The following is a 21,060-nucleotide window of genomic DNA, read 5'->3' as shown; positions in this document are numbered from 1 at the left end:
GCACGCTGGTGTCAACCATCGCGCGCCTGCCCGGTAGCGCCATCAGTTCTGCTCGTCGCCGGCGGCGTCGGCATTGTGCGAACCCGCGTCAGCGCGATCCAGCGCGTCCTCGGCGTCGGCATTGGCCTCGGCGGCCATCTCCACGGCCTCCTCGACCGCTTCGCCCCGAGTGGCCGGCAGAGCGCCCTGCAGGTCCAGCGGGCCCATGCGCTCGCGCCGACGCTGCTCGTGATACGCCAGGCCGGTACCCGCCGGAATCAGCCGACCGACGATGACGTTTTCCTTGAGACCCCGCAGATCGTCCCGGGCGCCGCGCACGGAGGCTTCGGTCAGCACGCGCGTGGTTTCCTGGAACGAGGCCGCCGAAATGAACGACTCGGTCGACAGGCTCGCCTTGGTGATGCCCAGCAACAGCCGGTCGAAGGTCGCGGGCTGCTCGCCCTTGGCCTCGACCCGGCGATTCTCGTCCAGCACCGCCTGGTACTCGGCCTGCTCGCCCTGCAGGAACTTGGTATCACCCGCGTCGACAATCTCGACCCGACGCAGCATCTGGCGAATGATCACCTCGATGTGCTTGTCGTTGATACGCACGCCCTGCAGCCGGTAGACGTCCTGAATCTCCTTGACCAGATAGTCCGAGAGCTTCGGAATCCCCTGGAGACGCAGGATGTCGTGCGGCATCGGCTCGCCGTCGGACACGATTTCGCCCTTCTCGACGTACTCGCCCTCGAAGACGTTGATCTGACGCCACTTCGGCACCAGCAGCTCGGTCTCGTAGCCATCGGAATCGACGATCTTGAGGCGCTGCTTGCCCTTGGTCGCCTCACCGAAACGCACGGTGCCCGCGGCTTCGGCGAGAATCGCCGGCACCTTGGGCTTGCGCGCCTCGAACAGGTCGGCCACGCGGGGCAGACCACCCGTGATGTCGCGGGTCTTGGACGATTCCTGCGGAATACGGGCGGTGACGTCACCCACCACGATCTCCTGCCCGTCCTCCACTACCACGATCGCCTTGGGTGGCAGACTGTACGCCGCCGGGATCTCGGTACCCGGGAAGTTCAGCTCATTGCCGTCGCCGTCGAGCAGCTTGATCACCGGGCGCAGGTCCTTGTTGGCCTGGCCGCGCGATTTCGGCTCGGTCACCACCAGCGTGGAAACGCCGGTGATTTCGTCGATCTCGCGCTGCACCGTCACACCTTCGATGAACTCCTCGAACTTCACCTTGCCGGCGACTTCCGAGATGATCGGATGGGTATGCGGATCCCAGTCGGCGAGACGCTTGCCGGCCTCGACCTGATCGCCCTCGCCGACGTGCAGCCGCGCGCCGTAGGGGATCTTGTAGCGTTCCTTTTCGCGGTAGTTGTCGTCCATGACGCCGATTTCGCCCGATCGCGACACCGCGACCAGATGCCCGTCCTCGGCGTGCGCCACGGTCTTGATGTTGTGCAGCTTGACCGTGCCGTCGGTCTTGGTCTCGACGCCGTCGGCCGAAACCGCACGCGAGGCCGCGCCGCCGACGTGGAAGGTACGCATGGTCAGCTGCGTGCCGGGCTCGCCGATCGACTGCGCCGCAATCACGCCGACGGATTCGCCGATCGAGACCCGCTCGCCACGCGCCAGATCCCGGCCATAGCACTGCGCGCACACGCCGAACGATGCTTCACAGGTGATCGGGCTGCGCACATGCACCATGTCGATGGAGTTGACCTCGAGCTTGTCGACCTCGCGCTCGGTGAGCAGCGTGCCGGCATCGATCAGGGTCGTGTTGTCGGCCGGGTCGACCACGTCGCGCGCCAGCACGCGACCGAGCACCCGTTCGCGCAGGGGCTCGACCACGTCGCCGCCTTCCACGATCGGGTACATCGGAATACCGCCCTCGGTGCCGCAGTCCACGTCGGTGATAACAACGTCCTGCGACACATCCACGAGACGCCGGGTCAGATAACCCGAGTTCGCGGTCTTGAGCGCGGTGTCGGCCAGACCCTTGCGGGCGCCGTGCGTGGAGATGAAGTACTGCAGTACGTTCAGCCCCTCGCGGAAGTTGGCCGTGATGGGCGTCTCGATGATCGAGCCGTCCGGTTTGGCCATCAGGCCACGCATGCCGGCCAGCTGGCGGATCTGGGCCGCGCTACCACGGGCGCCGGAGTCCGCCATCATGAAGATCGAGTTGAACGAGGTCTGGTCGACGGGGTTGCCCTCGCCGTCCACGACTTCGTCCAGGCCGAGCTTGTCCATCATGGCATTGGCGATCTGCTCGTTCGCCCGGGACCAGATATCGATGACCTTGTTGTAACGCTCGCCCTGGGTCACGAGACCAGAGGTGTATTGATCCTCGATCTCCTTGACTTCGTCCTCGGCCCGCGCCAGCACGGTCTGCTTTTCTTCCGGAATCACCATGTCGCCCACGGCGATCGAGATACCGGCCTTGGTCGACATGCGGAAACCGGTGTACATCAACTGGTCGGCGAAGACCACGGTCTCCTTGAGACCGACGTTGCGGTACGCCTGATTGATGACTTCGCTGACCGTTTTCTTGCCGAGCTCCTGGTTGATCATGGCGAACGGCAGGCCCGGGGGCAGGATGTCATAGAGCATCGCCCGGCCGACGGTGGTCTCGACGATGCGCGTGACCGGCGTCGTATTGCCATCCTCGTCCATGTCGACGTCGTCGAGACGGACCTTGATCAGGGCCTGCAGATGCACCTGCCCGGCGTCATAGGCGCGATGCACCTCGGCCGGATCGGAGAAGGTCATGCCCTCGCCGGCCTGGTTCACCCGCGAACGGGTCATCCAGTACAGCCCGAGCACGACGTCCTGGGTGGGCACGATGATGGGCGCGCCGGAGGCCGGCGACAGCACGTTGTTGGTCGACATCATCAGCACGCGCGCTTCCAGCTGTGCCTCGACGGACAGCGGCACGTGCACGGCCATCTGGTCGCCGTCGAAGTCGGCGTTGAAGGCGGTGCAGACCAGCGGATGCAGCTGGATCGCCTTGCCCTCGATCAGCACCGGCTCGAACGCCTGGATACCCAGGCGATGCAGGGTCGGCGCGCGGTTGAGCAGCACCGGATGCTCGCGGATCACGTTTTCCAACATGTCCCAGACTTCCGGTTCTTCGCGCTCGACCATCTTCTTGGCCGCCTTGATCGTGGAGGCGTACTCCAGACGCTGCAGGCGGGAATAGATGAACGGCTTGAACAGCTCGAGCGCCATTTTCTTGGGCAGGCCGCACTGGTGCAGCTTGAGCGTCGGGCCGACCACGATCACCGAACGGCCCGAGTAGTCGACGCGTTTGCCGAGCAGGTTCTGGCGGAACCGGCCCTGCTTGCCCTTGATCATGTCGGCCAGCGACTTCAGCGGGCGCCGGTTGGAACCGGTGATCGCCCGGCCGCGGCGGCCGTTGTCGATCAGCGCATCCACCGATTCCTGCAGCATGCGCTTTTCGTTGCGCACGATGATGTCCGGCGCGTTCAGGTCGAGCAGCCGCGCGAGGCGGTTGTTGCGGTTGATCACACGCCGGTACAGATCGTTGAGATCCGAGGTGGCGAAGCGGCCGCCATCCAGCGGCACCAGCGGACGCAGGTCCGGCGGCAGCACCGGCAGCGCCCGCAGGATCATCCACTCGGCCTTGTTGCCCGACTGATGGAAATACTCCAGCAGCTTCAGGCGCTTGCCGAGACGCTTGATCTTGGTGGCCGAACCGGTCGCACCCAACTCCTCACGCATGCGCTGCGCTTCGGCGGCCATGTCCATGTTCTTGAGGATGTCGAGAACGGCCTCGGCGCCCATCTTGGCGGTGAATTCATCGCCGTACTGCTCCACCGTTTCGAGGTATTCCTCTTCGGACAGCAGCGCATAGGGCTCGAGCGGCGTCATGCCGGGATCGGTCACGACGTAGGCTTCGAAATACAGCACGCGCTCGATCGCGCGCAGCGGCATGTCGAGCAGCAGGCCGATACGGGACGGCAGGCTCTTGAGGAACCAGATATGGGCCACCGGCGCGGCCAGGTCGATATGACCCATGCGCTCGCGCCGCACCTTGGTCTGGGTGACCTCGACGCCGCATTTTTCGCAGATCACACCGCGATGCTTCATGCGCTTGTACTTGCCGCACAAGCACTCGTAGTCCTTGACCGGGCCGAAGATGCGCGCGCAGAACAACCCGTCGCGCTCCGGCTTGAAGGTCCGGTAGTTGATGGTCTCGGGTTTCTTGACCTCGCCAAAAGACCAGGAACGAATGGTCTCGGGCGAAGCCAGGCTGATTCGAATGGCGTCGAACTCTTCGACGTCGTCCTGGCTCTTGAACAGATTCAGCAGATCTTTCATGTCCTACTCCGGATCGTGAGGGGCGTGGTTGCAACGCGCACGGTGGGTCGCACCGTGCCGGCGGCCGGTTGCCCGGCCGCCACCGCGTTCCTCACTAATCGTCTTCCTCGAGTTCGATGTTCAGACCGAGCGAACGGATTTCCTTGGTCAGAACGTTGAAGGACTCCGGCATGCCGGCGTGCATTTGATGGTCGCCGTCGACAATGCTCTTGTACATCCGCGTGCGGCCGGCGACGTCGTCCGACTTGACGGTGAGCATTTCCTGCAGCGTATACGCCGCGCCATAGGCCTGCAGGGCCCAGACTTCCATCTCACCGAAGCGCTGGCCGCCGAACTGGGCCTTGCCGCCGAGCGGCTGCTGGGTGACCAGGCTGTACGGCCCGGTCGAGCGGGCGTGCATCTTGTCGTCGACCAGGTGGTTGAGCTTGAGCATGTACATATAGCCCACGGTCACCGGACGATCGAAGGTCTCGCCGGTACGGCCGTCGATCAGGTTGGCCTGGCCGGACTCGGGCAGGCCCGCCAGCTTGAGCAGCTCGCGGATCTCGTCCTCGTTGGCCCCGTCGAATACCGGCGTCGCCGTCGGCATCCCGCCGACCAGGTTATGCGCCATGGCCAGCATCTCCTCGTCGGTGAGCTGATCGACGTCTTCCTGCGTGCCCTCGTCGACGTGATACGCCTTCTTCAGGAACGCACGGATTTCACCGACCGCCTTCTGCTGCTCGAGCATCTCGCCGACCCGCAGACCGATACCGCGCGCGGCCCAGCCCAGATGGGTCTCCAGAACCTGCCCGATGTTCATGCGCGACGGCACGCCCAACGGATTCAGCACGATGTCGGCCGGGGTGCCGTCTTCCAGATACGGCATGTCCTCGACCGGCACGATCTGCGAGATCACACCCTTGTTACCGTGACGGCCGGCCATCTTGTCGCCCGGCTGCACACGGCGCTTCACGGCCAGATAGACCTTGACCATCTTGAGCACGCCCGGCGCCAGTTCGTCACCCTGCGTGATCTTTTCCTTCTTCGAGGCCAGCTGGCGCTCGAAGTCGGCTTTCTGGTCCTTGAGACGCTGCGCCACCGCCTCGAGCTGCGCCTGCGCCTGTTCGTCGTGCAGGCGAATATCGAACCACTTCTCGCGATCCAGGTCGTCCAGATAGCTCGCGGCGATCTTGCTGTCGGCCTTCAACCGGTTCGGGCCACCGTCGGCCACCTTGCCGAGCAGCATGCTGCGCAGGCGATCGAACAGATCGTCCTCGAAGATACGCTGCTGGTCGGCCAGATCGCGACGGACCTCGTCCATCTCTTCTTCTTCGATGGACAGGGCACGGGCGTCCTTCTCGACGCCGTCGCGCGTGAACACGCGAACGTCGATCACGGTACCGTCCATGCCCGGCGGCACCCGCTGCGAAGAATCCTTCACGTCGGATGCCTTCTCACCGAAGATCGCCCGCAAAAGCTTTTCCTCCGGCGTGAGCTGTGTTTCGCCCTTGGGCGTGACCTTACCGACCAGAATATCGCCGGCCTTGACCTCGGCGCCGATGTAGGCGATGCCGGAAGCGTCCAGCTTGGACAGCGCCGACTCGTTGACGTTCGGGATATCGGAGGTGATCTCCTCCGACCCGAGCTTGGTCTCACGCGCGACACAGGTCAGTTCCTCGATGTGCACCGAGGTGAAGCGGTCTTCCTCGACCACACGCTCCGAGATCAGGATCGAGTCCTCGAAGTTGTAGCCATGCCAGGGCATGAACGCCACCAGCAGGTTCTGGCCCAGGGCCAGCTCGCCCATGTCGGTGGACGGGCCGTCGGCCAGCACGTCGCCACGCTCGATGACGTCGCCCGGGGAGACCAGCGGCTTCTGGTTCAGGCACGTGTTCTGGTTCGAACGCGTGTACTTGACCATGTTGTAGATATCCACGCCCGATTCGTCGGCGGACGTCTCGGAGTCGTGAACACGCACCACCACGCGCGAGGCGTCGACCTTGTCGACCACGCCGCCGCGGCGCGCGGTCACGGCGTTCCCGGAGTCGATCGCCACCTTGCGCTCGATGCCGGTGCCGACCAGTGGCTTGTCGGCACGCAGGCACGGCACGGCCTGACGCTGCATGTTCGAGCCCATGAGCGCACGGTTGGCGTCGTCGTGCTCGATGAAGGGCACCAGCGAGGCCGCGACCGACAGGATCTGCTTGGGCGACACATCCATGTACTGGACCTTGTCCGGCCCCGACATGGTGAATTCGCCCTGATAACGACAGGACACGAGCTCGTCGGTGAACTGGCCGGTCTCGTCGACCCGGGCGTTGGCCTGGGCGATGACGTAACGGCCTTCCTCGATCGCCGACAGATATTCGATCTCGCCGGTGGCCCGGCCGTTTTCGACCTTGCGATACGGCGTTTCCAGAAAGCCGTACTTGTTGGTGCGGGAATACACCGACAGCGAGTTGATCAGACCGATATTCGGGCCTTCCGGCGTCTCGATCGGGCAGATGCGACCGTAATGGGTCGGATGCACGTCGCGCACTTCGAAGCCGGCGCGCTCGCGGGTCAGACCACCCGGGCCGAGGGCCGACACACGGCGCTTGTGCGTGACCTCGGACAAGGGGTTGTTCTGGTCCATGAACTGCGACAGCTGCGACGAGCCGAAGAACTCCTTGATCGCGGCGGCCACCGGCTTGGCGTTGATCAGGTCCTGCGGCATCAGGCCTTCGGATTCGGCCACCGACAGCCGCTCGCGGACGGCACGCTCGACACGCACCAGGCCGGTGCGGAAGGCGTTCTCCGCCATCTCGCCGACCGAGCGCACGCGCCGGTTGCCGAGGTGGTCGATGTCGTCGGTCTGGCCCACGCCGTTACGGATCGAGACCAGCTCCTTGAGCACATCGATGATGTCCTGGTTGGACAGCACCGATTCGCCCTCGGCCTCCTCGCGGCCCAGACGACGGTTGAACTTCATGCGGCCGACCGCTGACAGATCGTAGCGCTCGGGATTGAAGAACAGATTGTCGAACAGGTTCTCGGCCGCATCCTTGGTCGGCGGCTCGCCCGGACGCATCATGCGATAGATCTCGACCATCGCCTCGAGTTTCGAGGTGGACGGATCCTGCATCAACGTGCTCGAGATATAGGGGCCGTGATCGAGATCGTTGATGTACAGCGTCGGCACATCGGTGATGCCGGCGGTGCGGAACGCCTCGACCAGCTCCTCGGTAATCTCGGTGTTGGCGGCGGCCAGCTCTTCACCGGTGTCGGTGTCCACGATCGCCCGCGACAGCACCTTGCCGATCAGGTAATCGGCCGGCACTTCCAGCTTGGAGACGCCCGCATCCTCGAGCTTCTTGATGTGACGCACGGTGATCCGGCGTCCTTCCTCGACGATCACGTCATCGCCGGCCTTGATGTCGAAGGTCGCCGTTTCGCCGCGCAAACGCTCGGGCACGAGCTCCATCTCCACGCCCTTGTCGGACAGGTGGAACATCGTGGTTTCGTGGAAAATATCGAGCATCTGCTCGGTGTCATAGCCGAGCGCGCGAAGCAGGATGGTTGCCGGCAGCTTGCGACGCCGGTCGATACGCACGTAGACGTTGTCCTTGGGATCGAACTCGAAGTCGAGCCACGAACCACGATACGGAATCACGCGCGCGGAGTACAGATACTTGCCCGAGCTGTGCGTCTTGCCGCGGTCGTGATCGAAGAACACGCCGGGGCTTCGATGCAGCTGGTTGACGATGACCCGCTCGGTGCCGTTGATAATGAAGGTGCCAGTATCGGTCATGAGCGGCATCTCGCCCATGTACACTTCCTGCTCCTTGATATCCTTGACCGGTTTCGGGTTCGCCTTACTATCCTTGTCGTAAATGATCAGGCGAACGGTCACGCGCAGCGGCGCGGAATAGATCATGCCGCGAACACGACACTCTTTTTCGTCGAACACCGGCTGGCCCAGCCGGTAGCTGACGTATTCGAGCGCGGCGCTGCCGGAATGGCTGGCCATCGGAAAGACCGAGCTGAAGGCGGCATGCAGCCCGGCTTCGGCGCGCTTGTCCGCATCGAGGCCCTGCTGGAGGAACTGGCGGTAGGAATCGATCTGGGTGGCCAGGAGAAACGGCATCTCCAGCACCGACGGCTGTTTAGCGAAATCCTTGCGGATTCGTTTTTTCTCGGTAAACGAGTAGGCCATGTCACTCAACCCTCTTGGTTGGACGGACCGCGAGTGGGGCACTCTCGCGGCGGGTAGCGCGGACTTGTCAAAAGCTCCAGTCTGACCCGGCCGTGGTTGCCGTCGGGTCACACTGCAGATTTCGAATGCAGCGACAACGGGAAAAGGCCGGCAGCGTCATGCGCTACCAGCCATTTCACCAAACGCGTCAAGTTATCGTCTTGATCAACTCGCTATGCGTTTTCCCAGCCGCAGAAAAGCGGATTACTTGAGTTCCACCGTGGCGCCGGCGTCCTCGAGATCCTTCTTGATCTTGTCGGCCTCTTCCTTTTCCACACCTTCCTTCAGCGTGGCCGGAACACCTTCGACCATTTCCTTGGCTTCCTTCAGACCCAGGCCCGTGATGGCGCGAACGGCCTTGATGGCACCGACCTTGTTATCGCCAAAGCTGGTCATCACGACGTCGAACTCGGTCTGCTCTTCTTCAGCAGCAGCCTCGCCACCGGCACCAGCGCCGGCGGCCATGGCCACCGGCGCAGCGGCCGAAACGCCAAACTTCTCTTCCATCATTTCGACGAGCTCCACGACGTCCATCACGGACATCTCGGAGATCGCTTCGAGTACTTCTTCCTTCGTAGCAGCCATTGTATAGCTCCTGTTCAATATGTTGGGATCAACCGATCCGTTTCAACAACGGGTTTTCAGCTCGGATTATCAAGCAGCCTGCTTTTGATCGCGGACTGCTGCCATGGCGCGGGCAGCCTGGGCGACCGGCTCGCGTGTCGTGCGGGCCAGCTTGTCGATGGGCGCCTTCATGACGCGCATCAGCTGGGCCAGCGCTTCGTCGCGGGTCGGCAGCTTCGCCAGACGGTCCAGCTGATCGCCGGGCAGCAACTGCCCGTTGAACGAGACCGCCGTGACTTTCAGGGCTTCGTTGGACTTGGCGAATTCGCTCATGACGCGTGCCGCCGCACCCGGATCCTCCAGCGAAAAGCCGAGAATCACCGGGCCGACGAACGCTTCACTCATGCATTCGTAGTCCGTGCCCTTGAGCGCCAGCTTGGCCAGATTGTTCTTGACCACCTTCAGATAGGCGCCGCCGTGGCGACCCTCGATCCGAAGCCGGTCCATCTGGCCCGCGGTGAGACCACGATATTCCGCCAGAACGGCGGAATGCGCGCGGGTCGCCACATCGCTGACTTCTGCCACCATGGCCTGCTTGGCTTGAAAACTCATGGCCATAGTCATCACTCCTTACACATGCCGACGACCATCCGCCGGCGGTGACTGAATCCGCCTCGCGACGGACCCATTCGACGACTGCGATGCCACCGGGGTCGCATCGCACACGTCATCTGCGCAGGCTGATCTATCGATCTTTAAGAACCGGACGGCCGGTTCGCCTGGCGGTCTTTGACGACGCAGCCATCTCGGAGCGGGCTGCGCTACAAAGAACGGTTGACACCCGGGTGCACGCACCCGGCCATCTCGATTACTTACGCCGCGACGCTGGAATGGTCCACGGTCAGACCGGGACCCATCGTCGTCGACAGCGACACCTTCTTGAAATAGATGCCCTTGGCGTTGGGCGGCTTGGCCTTCTTCAGGTCCTGGATCAGGGCCGAAAGATTTTCCACCAGGGCCTGGTTGTCGAAATCGGCCTTGCCGATGGGCGCATGAATGATACCCGCCTTGTCGGTGCGATACTGCACCTGACCGGCCTTGGCATTCTTGACCGCGGTTTCCACGTCGGCGGTGACCGTACCCGTCTTGGGATTCGGCATCAGCCCCTTCGGACCCAGGATCTGGCCCAGGCGACCGACCACCGGCATGGCGTCGGGCGTAGCCACGACCATGTCGAAGTCGATCTGGCCGTTTTGCACCTGCTCGGCCAGGTCGTTCAGGCCGACCACGTCGGCGCCGGCCGCCTTGGCCTTCTCGACATTGTCGCCCTGCGTGAACACCGCCACGCGGACGCTCTTGCCGGTGCCGTTGGGCATGACCGTCGAGCCGCGCACGTTCTGATCCGACTTGCGGGCATTAACGCCGAGATTGACCGAGACTTCGACCGTCTCGTTGAACCGGGCGCTGGCCAGCTTCTTCAGCAGATTCAGGGCCTCGTCGACGGGATACACCTTGACCGGATCGATCTGGTCGCGGATTGCCGCCTTGCGCTTGGACACTTTCGCCATGGCTTAGCCCTCCACCTTGATGCCCATGGAACGGGCACTGCCCGAAATAATACGGACGGCGGCCTCCATATCGGCCGCATTCAGATCCGGCCACTTGGTTTCGGCGATCTGTTCGACCTGGGCACGGGTGACCGTCCCCACCTTGTCGCGCAGCGGATCCGCGGCGCCCGAGGAAATATTCGCGGCCTTTTTCAGCAGGATGGACGCCGGCGGCGTCTTCTTGATGAAGGAAAAGCTGCGATCCGAAAACACGGTAATCACGACCGGCGTCGGCAGACCCGGCTCCATGTCCTGTGTTTCGGCGTTGAAGGCCTTGCAGAATTCCATGATGTTGACGCCGTGCTGACCCAGCGCCGGACCCACGGGCGGGCTCGGGTTCGCCTTGCCGGCCGGAATCTGCAGCTTGATATATCCGGTGACTTTCTTAGCCATTGATTTACTCCTTTCAGGTACTCACGCCGCGGGGTCGGCCCGGGCTCCCTGTCATTGCGCCATGCGGCAGCGCGGCCGGATCAGGTCTTCTCGACCTGATCGAATTCCAGATCCACCGGCGTCGAACGACCGAAAATGGTCACCGCGACACGCAAGCGGTTCTTGTCGTAGTTCACTTCCTCGACCACGCCATTGAAGTCGGCGAACGGGCCGTCGATGACACGCACTTCCTGACCCGGCTCGAACACGGTCTTCGGGCGCGGCTTGTCGACCGACTCCTCGACCCGATTGAGAATCTGGTCGGCCTCCGAGTCCGAGATCGGCGCCGGCCGATCGGCCGTGCCGCCAATGAAACCCAGCACGCGCGGCACGCTCTTCACCAGATGCCAGGTGTCGTCGTTCATTTCCATGTGCACGAGTACGTAGCCCGGAAAGAACTTGCGCTCGGTCGTGCGGCGCTGACCATCGCGCACCTCGACCACCTCTTCGGTCGGCACCAGCACCTCGCCGAAGTAGTCCTCCATTTCATGGCGCGCGATGTAATCCTTGAGGGAATCGCGCACTTTCTTCTCGTACTGAGAGAAGGCTTGAACGACGTACCAGTGCTTGGCCATATAAACAGCTCCGCGCTCAGGCGCGCCCGGTCAACAGAGTGACGGCGTAACCGAGAACGATATCCAGCGCCCAGATGAACGCCGCAAGGATCAGAACGAACACCACGACGAGCAGCGTGGTCTGCATGGTTTCGCGGCGCGTCGGCCACACCATGCGCCGCAACTCGGTGCGCGACCCCTGGACATACGACCATGCCGTCCGGCCAAGCGCCGACTGGAAGGCGATCAGCGCCGCCACCGCGACACCGGCCAGCATGCCCAGCACGCGAACCACGTCGGTGTACGCCGTGAAATAATAGTAGCCGGCGATGCTGGCAATCAGCACCACTATGGCCAGCCATAGCAGCGCCGTATCTAGCGCGCTTGCCGTGCGTTGTTCGGAGGTTGCCATCGACTACTCGACCGAAGACGAAAAACCGTGCGTCTAAAAGTGGCAGGCCAGGAGGGACTCGAACCCCCAACCTGCGGTTTTGGAGACCGCTGCTCTGCCAATTGAGCTACTGACCTAGACGCAAACTTTCTTCTTTACCACGAAAAAGATCGCGGATGGTACCACAGATCGCGGGCTTGGCAACTCGCGCAGCCATGATACCAGACCTTGAAGCCTAATCGGCCCGCGACGCATCACGCCGCGGGCCGATCAGGCGACAGCCTCAGCGCAAACGGCTCAGGCCGTGATCTTGGTCACGACGCCCGCACCCACAGTGCGACCGCCTTCACGAATGGCGAAGCGCAGGCCTTCTTCCATCGCAATCGGATGAATGAGCTCAACGTTCATCGTCACGTTGTCGCCCGGCATCACCATCTCGGTGTCCGCCGGCAGCTCGCAAGCGCCCGTCACGTCCGTCGTGCGGAAGTAGAACTGCGGACGATAGCCCTTGAAGAACGGCGTATGACGACCGCCCTCTTCCTTCTTCAGCACGTACACTTCGCATTCGAAGTTGGTGTGCGGCGTGATCGATCCCGGCTTGGCCAGCACCTGACCACGCTCGATGTCTTCGCGCTTGGTGCCGCGCAGCAGCGCGCCGATGTTGTCGCCCGCCTGACCCTGGTCCAGCAGCTTGCGGAACATCTCCACGCCGGTGACCGTCGTCTTGGTCGTGGGGTTGATGCCCACGATTTCGATGTCGTCACCCACGTTGACCACGCCGCGCTCGACACGACCGGTGGCGACCGTGCCGCGGCCGGAGATCGAGAACACGTCTTCGACCGGCATCAGGAACGCTCCGTCGATGGCACGCTCGGGGTCCGGAATGAATTCATCCATGGCCCGCACGAGCTTGGCGATCGATTCCGCCCCGTGCTCGCCTTCGTCGCCTTCCAGCGCCTTGAGCGCACTGCCGATGATCACCGGCGTGTCGTCGCCCGGGAAGTCGTAGGCGTCCAGCAGTTCGCGGACCTCCATTTCCACCAGCTCAAGCAGCTCTTCGTCGTCCACCATGTCGGCCTTGTTCAGGTATACGACAATGAACGGCACGCCCACCTGGCGCGCCAGCAGAATGTGCTCGCGCGTCTGCGGCATGGGGCCGTCGGCCGCCGACACAACCAGGATCGCGCCGTCCATCTGCGCGGCACCCGTGATCATGTTCTTGACGTAGTCCGCATGGCCCGGGCAGTCCACGTGCGCATAGTGACGCGCTTCACTCTCGTACTCGACGTGCGAGGTGGAGATCGTGATGCCGCGCGCCTTTTCTTCCGGCGCCTTGTCGATGGCATCAAACGCCGACAGCTCCGAACCGAACAACCGGTTCGACACCACCGTCAGCGCGGCCGTCAGCGTCGTCTTGCCATGGTCCACGTGACCAATCGTGCCGACGTTGACGTGCGGCTTGTTACGCTCGAATTTTGATTTGGACATTGCCTCGCCTTTCGCCGTTGGGCCTGCGTATATCAACCGAGACGCGCACAGCTCTTGGAACTGACGCCTCGACACCAAAACGCGGGCGATGCACACCCGCCTGACTTGGAGCCCATGACCGGAGTTGAACCGGTGACCTCATCCTTACCAAGGATGTGCTCTACCTCTGAGCTACATGGGCTAAGCAAATTGTCACCCAGGACGCCGCATTGCGACCTGGAGCGGGCGACCGGAATCGAACCGGCATCATCAGCTTGGAAGGCTGAGGTTCTACCGTTGAACTACGCCCGCACGCTCAACGCCGACAAACTCTCGCCAATCACCGCGCGCAATGCAAGCGCGATCAATCGACGCTGGCTCGATCCGATGCCATCGAAGCCGACCACGCCGACTTGGATGCGCCAAGCCTCGATGCCGCACCGCGGATTCGAAGCCCGAATTGTTCGCCTGGTGGCGGAAGAAGGATGACTCGCCGCTTCGCGTCTCACCCTGCGGGCCGGTCGCGTGCCGCGACCGTTCTCGGTCGCTTCGCGCCCTCGTCGAACCTCTATCGGTTCGAACCCTCCTCGGTCTAACTCCGTGCCAACCAGATGTCTGTGTTGTCGTTACCTGCGTCGATATTCAAATGGTGGAGGGAGGAGGATTCGAACCTCCGAAGGCTGAGCCGACAGATTTACAGTCTGTTCCCTTTGACCGCTTGGGTATCCCTCCACGAGAGCCGCGCATTGTTGTGAATCCGGACACGGTTGTCAACCGCGAATTTGTCAGCCGCCCGCGCGTGGCCGGCACACCGCGCCCACGCATTTCGCCGACGCAACAGGCCCCAGGCGCACATGCGCTCGGGCGCGTGGCTAGTAGTAGATATTGAAAGCGGCCTGCGGTGTGACCGCGTCCCCGGTATTGCGGCCGGCAACGACGACGTCAGCGCCGACAATGACGCCGTAGTGGCTGTTCCAGTTGTATTCGATGGCCGGCGCGACATCGACCGCCTCGCTGGCATTGGCATTCGTGTTGACGGAGGTCACAAGCCCATTGCTCGCCTGAACCCCTCGCACCGAATCACCTCCGGAATGGCTGTAAATGACGTCCACGGCCGGCGCCCAATGACGCGTCATGCTGTACTCGAACGCCAGATCGGCGGAAAACGTGTTGCCGGCATCGACCGTGCCGTTGAAGCCGCGGCCGGTACCGTAGACGCTGACGCCGTTCACCGAAGCGTTGTCGTCGGGAATGGTGTAGGTCAGATCGAGGCGAGAGCGCAGAATCCGCCCGTTCGGCATCCAGAAATAATCCTGGGTGAACAAACCGAGAGTGCTGGTCAGAAGGCCGCTACCCAGCCCGTTCGCCGGATGGTCGCCCAGCCCATCGTACTTGCCGGTCGGAAAGACTTCCGAGAACGCCAGCGCCGTGGTCGGCAACCAGCTGCCTTCGTGGAAGGCGTGCAGCATGTACTGAAAGCGAAGCTTGGTGTCACCGAGCCGTATCCCCTGACTATCAGCGCCATGCTCGACCACGTTGTAGCCGAACTCCGGCAGCACCGCGACCAACAGCCTGTTGGTCAGGCCGTATTCCAGCAGTGAGACCGAGCGCAGCGCATGAACGTTCGGCGTGTTGCGGCTGTGCCAGTTATTGTCGTAGTGGCCGTGCTGAATCGAATCCAGCACATAGGGCTCTATATCCCAGTGCCCTTGCGGCAGCGAGGTCGCGTTGGGTGCGGCGAGCGGCCCAGTGAACAAGGCGTCGTCGAGCGATTGACGCGAGGCGCCGGCGGCCAGCGCGCCAGCGCTCGCCTGCGCCAGCGTCAACGCGAGGCCGGCACAGATAGCGGCGCGATTGATGGTTCTCCTCGACATGGAGTTCACCTCTTTTTAGCTGATGCTTTTTAGTTGCTGTCTTGTTTGCGGGGAATCGGCAAAGCGGCGCCGACCGGCGCCGCTTGTGACCGTCGGCCCGGCCGCCACCGGACCGAACCGACAAGCTCAGCGGCGCCACCTCGCCGGAGGCGACACCACCGATGCGCCGCGCGCGGCGACTATGGCAGCGAGGGCGCGTTCTCGCCGGGATCGTCTTCCAGAATGCGGGCGATCGCACGCTCGGTCTCGGCCGGCGACAACGAGGTCTTGTAGGCAATCGCAAGAACCACGAGGCTCCAGATCGCGATCAGGATCAGTTCGACAACGAACGGGAGCACGCCCGCTCCACCGCCGATACCGCCCAATGCCGAGAGCACCCACATGCCGCCGAACCAGGGCAGCAGCCACGAGATATAACGCCAGCCGAAGTCCTCGGCCGGCATCCGCGCAACCAGGTGGTAATACAGCGCATAGATCACGAAACCGACAGCGATCAGGATGAACAACACCGAGTTGGTGTAGAAGCCGGCCCAGTAGATGATCCAGTTACTCAGGATGAAGGTGATCGGCGCCAGCACTTTCGCCCCGGCCAGCTTGAACGGGCGCTCGGCGTTGGGCGCGTTGCGGCGCAGGCACAGCAGCACGACGGGGCCGATGCCATAGGTGAGCACGGTGATCGAGGTGATGTACTCGACCATCTTCTGCCACGCCGGGAACGGCAGCAGGAACAGACAGCCCACGATCCACATCACCAGCACGCCGACCCACGGCACGCCCTGCGGGCTCAGTTTGGCGAGCCCCTTGGGCCCGGTGTCGAGCTGGCCGTTGGCCAGCAGGATGCGCGAGCCGCCGGTCATATACATCAGGCCGGTGCCGCCGGGCGAAACATAGGCGTCGACGTAAAGGATGGTCGCCAGCCAGGTCATGCCGAGGCCGGCCGCCAGACCCGCGAACGGGCCGAGATCGCCGGCGAACGACAGCGTCGCCCAGCCGCTCGTAAGCTGGTCCGGGGACAACGCCATGATGAAGGCGATCTGCAGGCCGACATAGACCACGCTGGCCAGCACGACCGAGCCGATTACCGCAAACGGCATGTTGCGATGCGGATCACTGCTCTCGCCGGCCAGCTCGATGGCGGTACGAAAACCCAGGAAACTGAACACGATGCCGGCGGCCGGCAGCGCGGTGAAGATACCGGAGAACTGATAGCTGTGCGGCGCGGCGTGCATGTTCTCGGGATGCCAGGCCACCACGATCAGCCCGATGATCGTCGCCACCGGCACAGCGATTTTCCACCAGGTGATCGCGGAATTGACCTGCAACAGCTTTCGAATTGCCAGCAGGTTCAGCAGCGCGAATATGCCGAGCAGAACGACCGACGCGAAAAACCCGATCACCGTCAACACCCCGTTTTGGGGACTGACCAGGAACGGTAGATAGTTGTTGGCGTAGGTGACCACGGCCTCCGCCTCGACCGCGGGCACCGCGACGTAGGCCAGAAACAGCATCCAGCTCCAGATCCGCCCGAGACCGTCGCCATGGCTGGCATGGCTGATGTGCACGAGCGCGCCACTGCGCGGGAACATCGTTGCCAGCTCGGCGAAACAGAACGCCAGCATCATGATGATGATGGCGCCGATCACCCAGCTGAGAATGCTCCAAGGGCCGGCCAGCTTGGCCGCATGATAGGCACCGAACAGCCATCCCGAACCGATCATGCTGGTCGTGCTGGCAAACAGCAGCCCGATCGGTCCGGCGTGGCGCTTAAGCTGCCCGCCCGATTGAGATGAGGCCATGACATGTCCCCCTTTGTTATCTGCGTGTATTGATTTGGATATCGATCAGCGCGCGCCGGACAGGCGACGGCACGTCGGCGGAACGCCGATGGGGGCGGACTTGCGAAAATCGCGCCAACCCGATCAAGGTTCAAACACCACGCATGCACCGCCCGCCGCGACAGCAACGCCGCCTCTGGCTGACAACGCGACCGAGTGCTGCAAGGCATGCGGTCTGCGTAAGCCCTGAATAATGCACCAAAACCAAGCAGCGCACGAGAGGAGGGTGGAGCCCGCGACCGGAGTCGAACCGATGACCTGCTGTTTACAAGACAGCTGCTCTACCAACTGAGCTACGCGGGCGAAAAGGCAGTGCGCGCCTATTCTGACGGCTCATGAGGCGCCTGGCTACCCGGACGCCTCATGCGCGAACGCAACCGACCCGAAGACCAGCGAGCCGCTGCACTGCCCCGGCTTTGATGTCTAGTCTTTTCGTCGCATACACCGCCGCGCCCGACATCGGAACGCGGCCGGGCGCGGCCTGATGCCATCCGCCCAGACAGCCTGCCGCTGGCCACCGGTGTCGCCCGCTGGCCACCATGCCCGGCTATTCCGCGCGTGATCGCCGGGGCCCGATACCCCGAGGCCCGGCAAGCGCCTACCAGGTCAGCGACACGCGCCCCCCCACCACAGTGGCATTGTCGACGGCCCGATTCGCCCCCGGATTGATGATGTACTGAACGTCCGGCTGCACCGTCAGATAATTGTTGATCGGCGCCTGATAGGTCAGCTCGACTGCCGTTTCGGCCCGGTCGCTGTTCGCTGTGGCCTGTCGAAAGACCCGCGACACATGGGCCCGCGCAACGGCCAACCCGAGAACATCGTTCGGCCGCCGGCGCAGCAGGCCGGTGACATCGAATCCACCGCCGAGATAGCGATTCAGCGGATTCCGGTCGCTCTCGGCGCCGCCGATCTGGGCAAACGCATCCAGTTTCGGCGTATTCGCCCCTCCGAGCAGGCGCTGCTGACCAATCACATAGAAACCGTGATCGCGATCGCGCGCCCGACCGGCCGGGTCGTCGTACTTGCTGGTCTGGTACCAGCCGCCGACCGCCAGCTTGTAGGGCTTGTCGCCGTCGCCGGAAATACCGGCCTCCACGGACGAAAAAATACCGTCTCCCGAGCGGAAAGCGATGTGCGTACCTGCCGGATGGCCGGGCAGGCCCGGCACCCCGTCGAACACACTGCCCATCACATAGGCGCCGCCGGAAGACTGCCAGCGCACCACCGCCCCCACGGCCGTGGTCGGATACTGGGACACATTCGATATCGCGGTGGTGGCGCCCAGACCGAAGGAGCTGTTGATGAACACGCCGGCCGCATCCAGCGTATCGAACAGGGCGTTCCAATCCTGCAGGCCGAGCCGAATCATCAAGCCCGAGTCGCCGAAATCATGTTGATACCAGGCGGAATACAACTTGGTCGTATTGCGGGCCTCGATGTTGTCGAGCCCCTGCAGATCACCGACATCGTTTGAAATCGAACTGCCGAAGGTGCCCAGATAATCGAAATAGAACCGGTTATCGGCCGAGCCACCCCAGACGCGACCGTCGATGCCGGCACTCAGGTTGATCGCGCCCGGCGCGGCGGTGCCATGACGCAATCCCCCGCCGACGTCGCTGAACAGATCCTGGCTGTAGGTGGCACCGAGATCGACCCCCGGAGCGACGGTTGCCGCCAGAGCACACGGGGCGACGACGGCGCCCGCCGCGCAGCACGCCATGAGGCGCATGCTTTTCCGCGAAAAAACGTTCAAGAGTTCATTCCCCCCAATTTCAAAATGACACGCGTCAGTAAAAGGTGTAGTGCTTGACCCCGGAACCGCCATCGGCGCTGGCGGCATAAGGCAAAATCGGCCCGGGTCAAGCGATCAGGATATATGCAAATGATTCGCATTTGCAATACGGAATCATCGAAGCATGAACCCGCTGCCTGTCTGCCGGCCTTCAGCGCAAGGCGGCAGGTCAGGCGCGACCCGCGCGGGGTTGCATGTGGCCCCGCGCGCTTGATGGCCGGTTTGCGACTGGCTGGTGGTACCGTGAAGCTGCGGCACCGGCGGCTGCGGGGGCAATTGCGGCAGGCCGATACAACGGTGGCGGCGCCGATGGTAACCACCGCCCGTGGTTACCGGCCATGGCGCGTGAATCCCGGCGCTCGCGCCGGCGGTCTTCAGGGTCACACCGGCCGCAGACTGACATCCCCGGAGTAAACCGCCTGGCGGCGACCGTCGATCTCCACCATCAGGCTGCCATCGGCGCCAATGCCACAGGCCACGCCGCGACGCCGCTGGCGCGCGTCGATCAGATCCACCGTCTGCCCCAGCACGCGATCGAATGTTCGCCAGCGCGCGGCGAACGGCGCAAAACCGGCCCGCTCGAACTCATCCAGCGCGCCCAGTATCGCCGCCAGACAACGGCCGGCGACAACACTGCGGGGCGGGGCATCCCGCAGGTGATCGACCAGTCGCGTCCAGGGCTGGCCAATGCGCTCGGATTCGCCGCGCGGCATGGCGATGTTGAGGCCGACGCCGATGACCAACCGTGCACTGCCGCCGGCCTCGGCGCGCGCTTCGGTGAGAATGCCGCCGACCTTGTCGCGCCCGATCCATAGATCGTTGGGCCATTTCAGCCCGGCGTCCTCGACCCCGAGCGCCTGCAAGACCTCGGCGATCACAACCCCCACCCCCAGACTGATTGTCGCGACCGGCGAGCGCGGCGCGGCCAGATCGTAGCCCACCGACAGGTGCAGATTGCTGCCGAAAGGCGACACCCAGGGCCGCCCCGCGCGCCCGCGCCCGGCGGTCTGGCGCTCGGCCAGACAGGCCCGGGTCGCGCCGTCGCCATAGGCCGCCAGCACGCTGTTGGTCGAATCCACGCTCTGACGCAGGATCAGTTGATCGAGCATGCCGCCATGCTGCGGCGACAGCTGCGCGCGCACGATGTCGGCATCCAGCAGATCCATCCCGCCGGCGAGCCGGTAGCCCTTGCCCGAAACCGCATAGACATCCAACCCGCCCCGGCGCAACCGTGCGATGCGCGCCGACACGGCGGAGCGCGTCACACCCAGCCGCGACGCCAGCGCCGGGCCCGAAATCCAGCCGCCGCCGGCCAGCGCGGCGATCAGTGGATCGGCTGGCTCGACCTCGTCGACCTGGGCGCCCGCGCCGCTCACCGCCGCCGACGCCAGATCCGTGCGCGCTCGAAACGGTTTTCGTTGCCGGCGCGCATGCGCGCGATATTGCTCCGATGCGTGTAGATGATGATCAGACTGGCCGCGACCACGAACACATGCCCGGCCGGCGGCACCGCCGGCACGAAGAAACTGGCCAGGGCGACGGCGAGCATGCCGATCATCGTGGCCAGGCCGACGAAGCCCGAGGCCACGAGCACGGCCACCCATACCGCCGCGCCGAACAGCAGTGAGCCGGGCAGCAGCACCGCCAGCACCCCGATGCAGGTGGCCGCTCCCTTGCCGCCGCGGAAGCCGTAGAACACCGGGTAGACGTGGCCGAGAATGGCCATGATGCCGCATACGAACGGCCACGGACCCAGCGTGTGCAACAGGACCGGCACGAAGCCCGCCGCGACCGCGCCCTTGACGATGTCGAACACCAGTACCGCCAGCCCATAGCCGCGCCCGCCGGCGCGCAGTGCGTTTGTGGCACCGGCATTGCCGCTGCCGCTGGAACGCAGGTCGTCCTGGTCGAACAATGGCCCGAGCAGCAGGCTGCCGGACAGCGAGCCGATGAGATAGGCCGCGCTCACGGCCACGATGATCAAAATCAGTTGCATGAA

At 63.7% G+C, this 21,060-nt stretch carries 14 protein-coding genes, 5 tRNA genes and 1 other RNA gene; all 20 read right to left on the bottom strand.

Going from position 1 to position 21,060, the window contains the following annotated elements; all coding sequences use genetic code 11:
• Window positions 1-42: 42 nt before the first annotated feature.
• The 20 genes from rpoC to plsY all read right to left on the bottom strand — a co-directional run bounded on the left by rpoC (window position 43) and on the right by plsY (window position 21,057).
• Window positions 43-4,326 carry a DNA-directed RNA polymerase subunit beta' gene (gene rpoC / locus ACS8YF_RS11810; RefSeq protein ID WP_440850410.1) on the bottom strand — a complete coding sequence of 1,428 codons (4,284 nt, stop codon included), beginning with the start codon at window positions 4,324-4,326 and terminating at the stop codon, window positions 43-45.
• Between the two features lie 94 nt (window positions 4,327-4,420).
• Window positions 4,421-8,503 carry a DNA-directed RNA polymerase subunit beta gene (gene rpoB / locus ACS8YF_RS11805; protein WP_440850409.1) on the bottom strand — a complete coding sequence of 1,361 codons (4,083 nt, stop codon included), beginning with the start codon at window positions 8,501-8,503 and terminating at the stop codon, window positions 4,421-4,423.
• Window positions 8,504-8,746: 243 nt separating this feature from the next.
• Window positions 8,747-9,127, bottom strand: a complete 381-nt coding sequence (gene rplL / locus ACS8YF_RS11800) for a 50S ribosomal protein L7/L12 (protein WP_440850408.1) — start codon at window positions 9,125-9,127, stop codon at window positions 8,747-8,749.
• A 69-nt stretch (window positions 9,128-9,196) separates the two neighbouring features.
• Complete coding sequence (gene rplJ / locus ACS8YF_RS11795) at window positions 9,197-9,718, bottom strand: 50S ribosomal protein L10 (protein WP_440850441.1); 522 nt, start codon at window positions 9,716-9,718, stop codon at window positions 9,197-9,199.
• Between the two features lie 260 nt (window positions 9,719-9,978).
• Window positions 9,979-10,674, bottom strand: coding sequence for a 50S ribosomal protein L1 (gene rplA, locus ACS8YF_RS11790; protein WP_440850407.1), 696 nt, complete (start codon window positions 10,672-10,674; stop codon window positions 9,979-9,981).
• A gap of 3 nt (window positions 10,675-10,677) precedes the next feature.
• On the bottom strand, window positions 10,678-11,106 hold the full coding sequence (gene rplK, locus ACS8YF_RS11785) for a 50S ribosomal protein L11 (RefSeq protein ID WP_109992538.1): 429 nt from the start codon (window positions 11,104-11,106) through the stop codon (window positions 10,678-10,680).
• Between the two features lie 80 nt (window positions 11,107-11,186).
• Window positions 11,187-11,720, bottom strand: coding sequence for a transcription termination/antitermination protein NusG (gene nusG / locus ACS8YF_RS11780; RefSeq protein ID WP_440850406.1), 534 nt, complete (start codon window positions 11,718-11,720; stop codon window positions 11,187-11,189).
• A gap of 16 nt (window positions 11,721-11,736) precedes the next feature.
• A complete protein-coding gene (gene secE / locus ACS8YF_RS11775) occupies window positions 11,737-12,111 on the bottom strand; it encodes a preprotein translocase subunit SecE (protein ID WP_440850405.1) in 375 nt (124 codons plus the stop codon).
• A 40-nt stretch (window positions 12,112-12,151) separates the two neighbouring features.
• A tRNA-Trp gene (locus ACS8YF_RS11770) sits at window positions 12,152-12,227 on the bottom strand.
• A gap of 160 nt (window positions 12,228-12,387) precedes the next feature.
• Window positions 12,388-13,578, bottom strand: coding sequence for an elongation factor Tu (gene tuf / locus ACS8YF_RS11765; RefSeq protein ID WP_440850412.1), 1,191 nt, complete (start codon window positions 13,576-13,578; stop codon window positions 12,388-12,390).
• Window positions 13,579-13,684: 106 nt separating this feature from the next.
• Window positions 13,685-13,759, bottom strand: a tRNA-Thr gene (locus ACS8YF_RS11760).
• Window positions 13,760-13,795: 36 nt separating this feature from the next.
• A tRNA-Gly gene (locus ACS8YF_RS11755) sits at window positions 13,796-13,869 on the bottom strand.
• Between the two features lie 157 nt (window positions 13,870-14,026).
• A non-coding RNA gene (locus tag ACS8YF_RS11750) (RtT sRNA) lies at window positions 14,027-14,159 on the bottom strand.
• A 45-nt stretch (window positions 14,160-14,204) separates the two neighbouring features.
• Window positions 14,205-14,289 (bottom strand) — tRNA-Tyr (locus ACS8YF_RS11745).
• Window positions 14,290-14,429: 140 nt separating this feature from the next.
• On the bottom strand, window positions 14,430-15,431 hold the full coding sequence (locus tag ACS8YF_RS11740; RefSeq protein ID WP_440850404.1) for a transporter: 1,002 nt from the start codon (window positions 15,429-15,431) through the stop codon (window positions 14,430-14,432).
• Window positions 15,432-15,610: 179 nt separating this feature from the next.
• The gene (locus ACS8YF_RS11735; RefSeq protein ID WP_440850403.1) at window positions 15,611-17,227 is read right to left on the bottom strand and encodes an APC family permease; all 1,617 of its coding nucleotides are present in this window, start codon (window positions 17,225-17,227) and stop codon (window positions 15,611-15,613) included.
• Between the two features lie 266 nt (window positions 17,228-17,493).
• Window positions 17,494-17,569: transfer RNA gene (locus ACS8YF_RS11730), tRNA-Thr, on the bottom strand.
• Between the two features lie 295 nt (window positions 17,570-17,864).
• The gene (locus tag ACS8YF_RS11725) at window positions 17,865-19,022 is read right to left on the bottom strand and encodes a carbohydrate porin (RefSeq protein ID WP_440850402.1); all 1,158 of its coding nucleotides are present in this window, start codon (window positions 19,020-19,022) and stop codon (window positions 17,865-17,867) included.
• Window positions 19,023-19,441: 419 nt separating this feature from the next.
• The gene (locus ACS8YF_RS11720) at window positions 19,442-20,437 is read right to left on the bottom strand and encodes a biotin--[acetyl-CoA-carboxylase] ligase (protein ID WP_440850401.1); all 996 of its coding nucleotides are present in this window, start codon (window positions 20,435-20,437) and stop codon (window positions 19,442-19,444) included.
• Window positions 20,434-21,057 (bottom strand): glycerol-3-phosphate 1-O-acyltransferase PlsY, encoded by a 624-nt coding sequence (gene plsY / locus ACS8YF_RS11715; RefSeq protein WP_440850400.1) that lies wholly within the window; start codon window positions 21,055-21,057, stop codon window positions 20,434-20,436. The genes ACS8YF_RS11720 and plsY overlap by 4 nt, the downstream gene beginning before the upstream one ends.
• Window positions 21,058-21,060: the final 3 nt, after the last annotated feature.

The sequence above is a fragment of the Salinisphaera sp. SWV1 genome (genome assembly GCF_052044155.1).
Classification (GTDB): Bacteria; Pseudomonadota; Gammaproteobacteria; order Nevskiales; family Salinisphaeraceae; genus Salinisphaera.
This window is presented reverse-complemented; position numbering and strand designations above follow the sequence as displayed.

Coding starts and splice junctions, on each gene's coding strand:
- rpoC (WP_440850410.1), bottom strand. CDS start 4,326: ATGAAAGATCTGCTGAATCTGTTCAAGAGCCAGGACGACGTCGAAGAG.
- rpoB (WP_440850409.1), bottom strand. CDS start 8,503: ATGGCCTACTCGTTTACCGAGAAAAAACGAATCCGCAAGGATTTCGCT.
- rplL (WP_440850408.1), bottom strand. CDS start 9,127: ATGGCTGCTACGAAGGAAGAAGTACTCGAAGCGATCTCCGAGATGTCC.
- rplJ (WP_440850441.1), bottom strand. CDS start 9,718: ATGAGTTTTCAAGCCAAGCAGGCCATGGTGGCAGAAGTCAGCGATGTG.
- rplA (WP_440850407.1), bottom strand. CDS start 10,674: ATGGCGAAAGTGTCCAAGCGCAAGGCGGCAATCCGCGACCAGATCGAT.
- rplK (WP_109992538.1), bottom strand. CDS start 11,106: ATGGCTAAGAAAGTCACCGGATATATCAAGCTGCAGATTCCGGCCGGC.
- nusG (WP_440850406.1), bottom strand. CDS start 11,720: ATGGCCAAGCACTGGTACGTCGTTCAAGCCTTCTCTCAGTACGAGAAG.
- secE (WP_440850405.1), bottom strand. CDS start 12,111: ATGGCAACCTCCGAACAACGCACGGCAAGCGCGCTAGATACGGCGCTG.
- tuf (WP_440850412.1), bottom strand. CDS start 13,578: ATGTCCAAATCAAAATTCGAGCGTAACAAGCCGCACGTCAACGTCGGC.
- ACS8YF_RS11740 (WP_440850404.1), bottom strand. CDS start 15,431: ATGTCGAGGAGAACCATCAATCGCGCCGCTATCTGTGCCGGCCTCGCG.
- ACS8YF_RS11735 (WP_440850403.1), bottom strand. CDS start 17,227: ATGGCCTCATCTCAATCGGGCGGGCAGCTTAAGCGCCACGCCGGACCG.
- plsY (WP_440850400.1), bottom strand. CDS start 21,057: ATGCAACTGATTTTGATCATCGTGGCCGTGAGCGCGGCCTATCTCATC.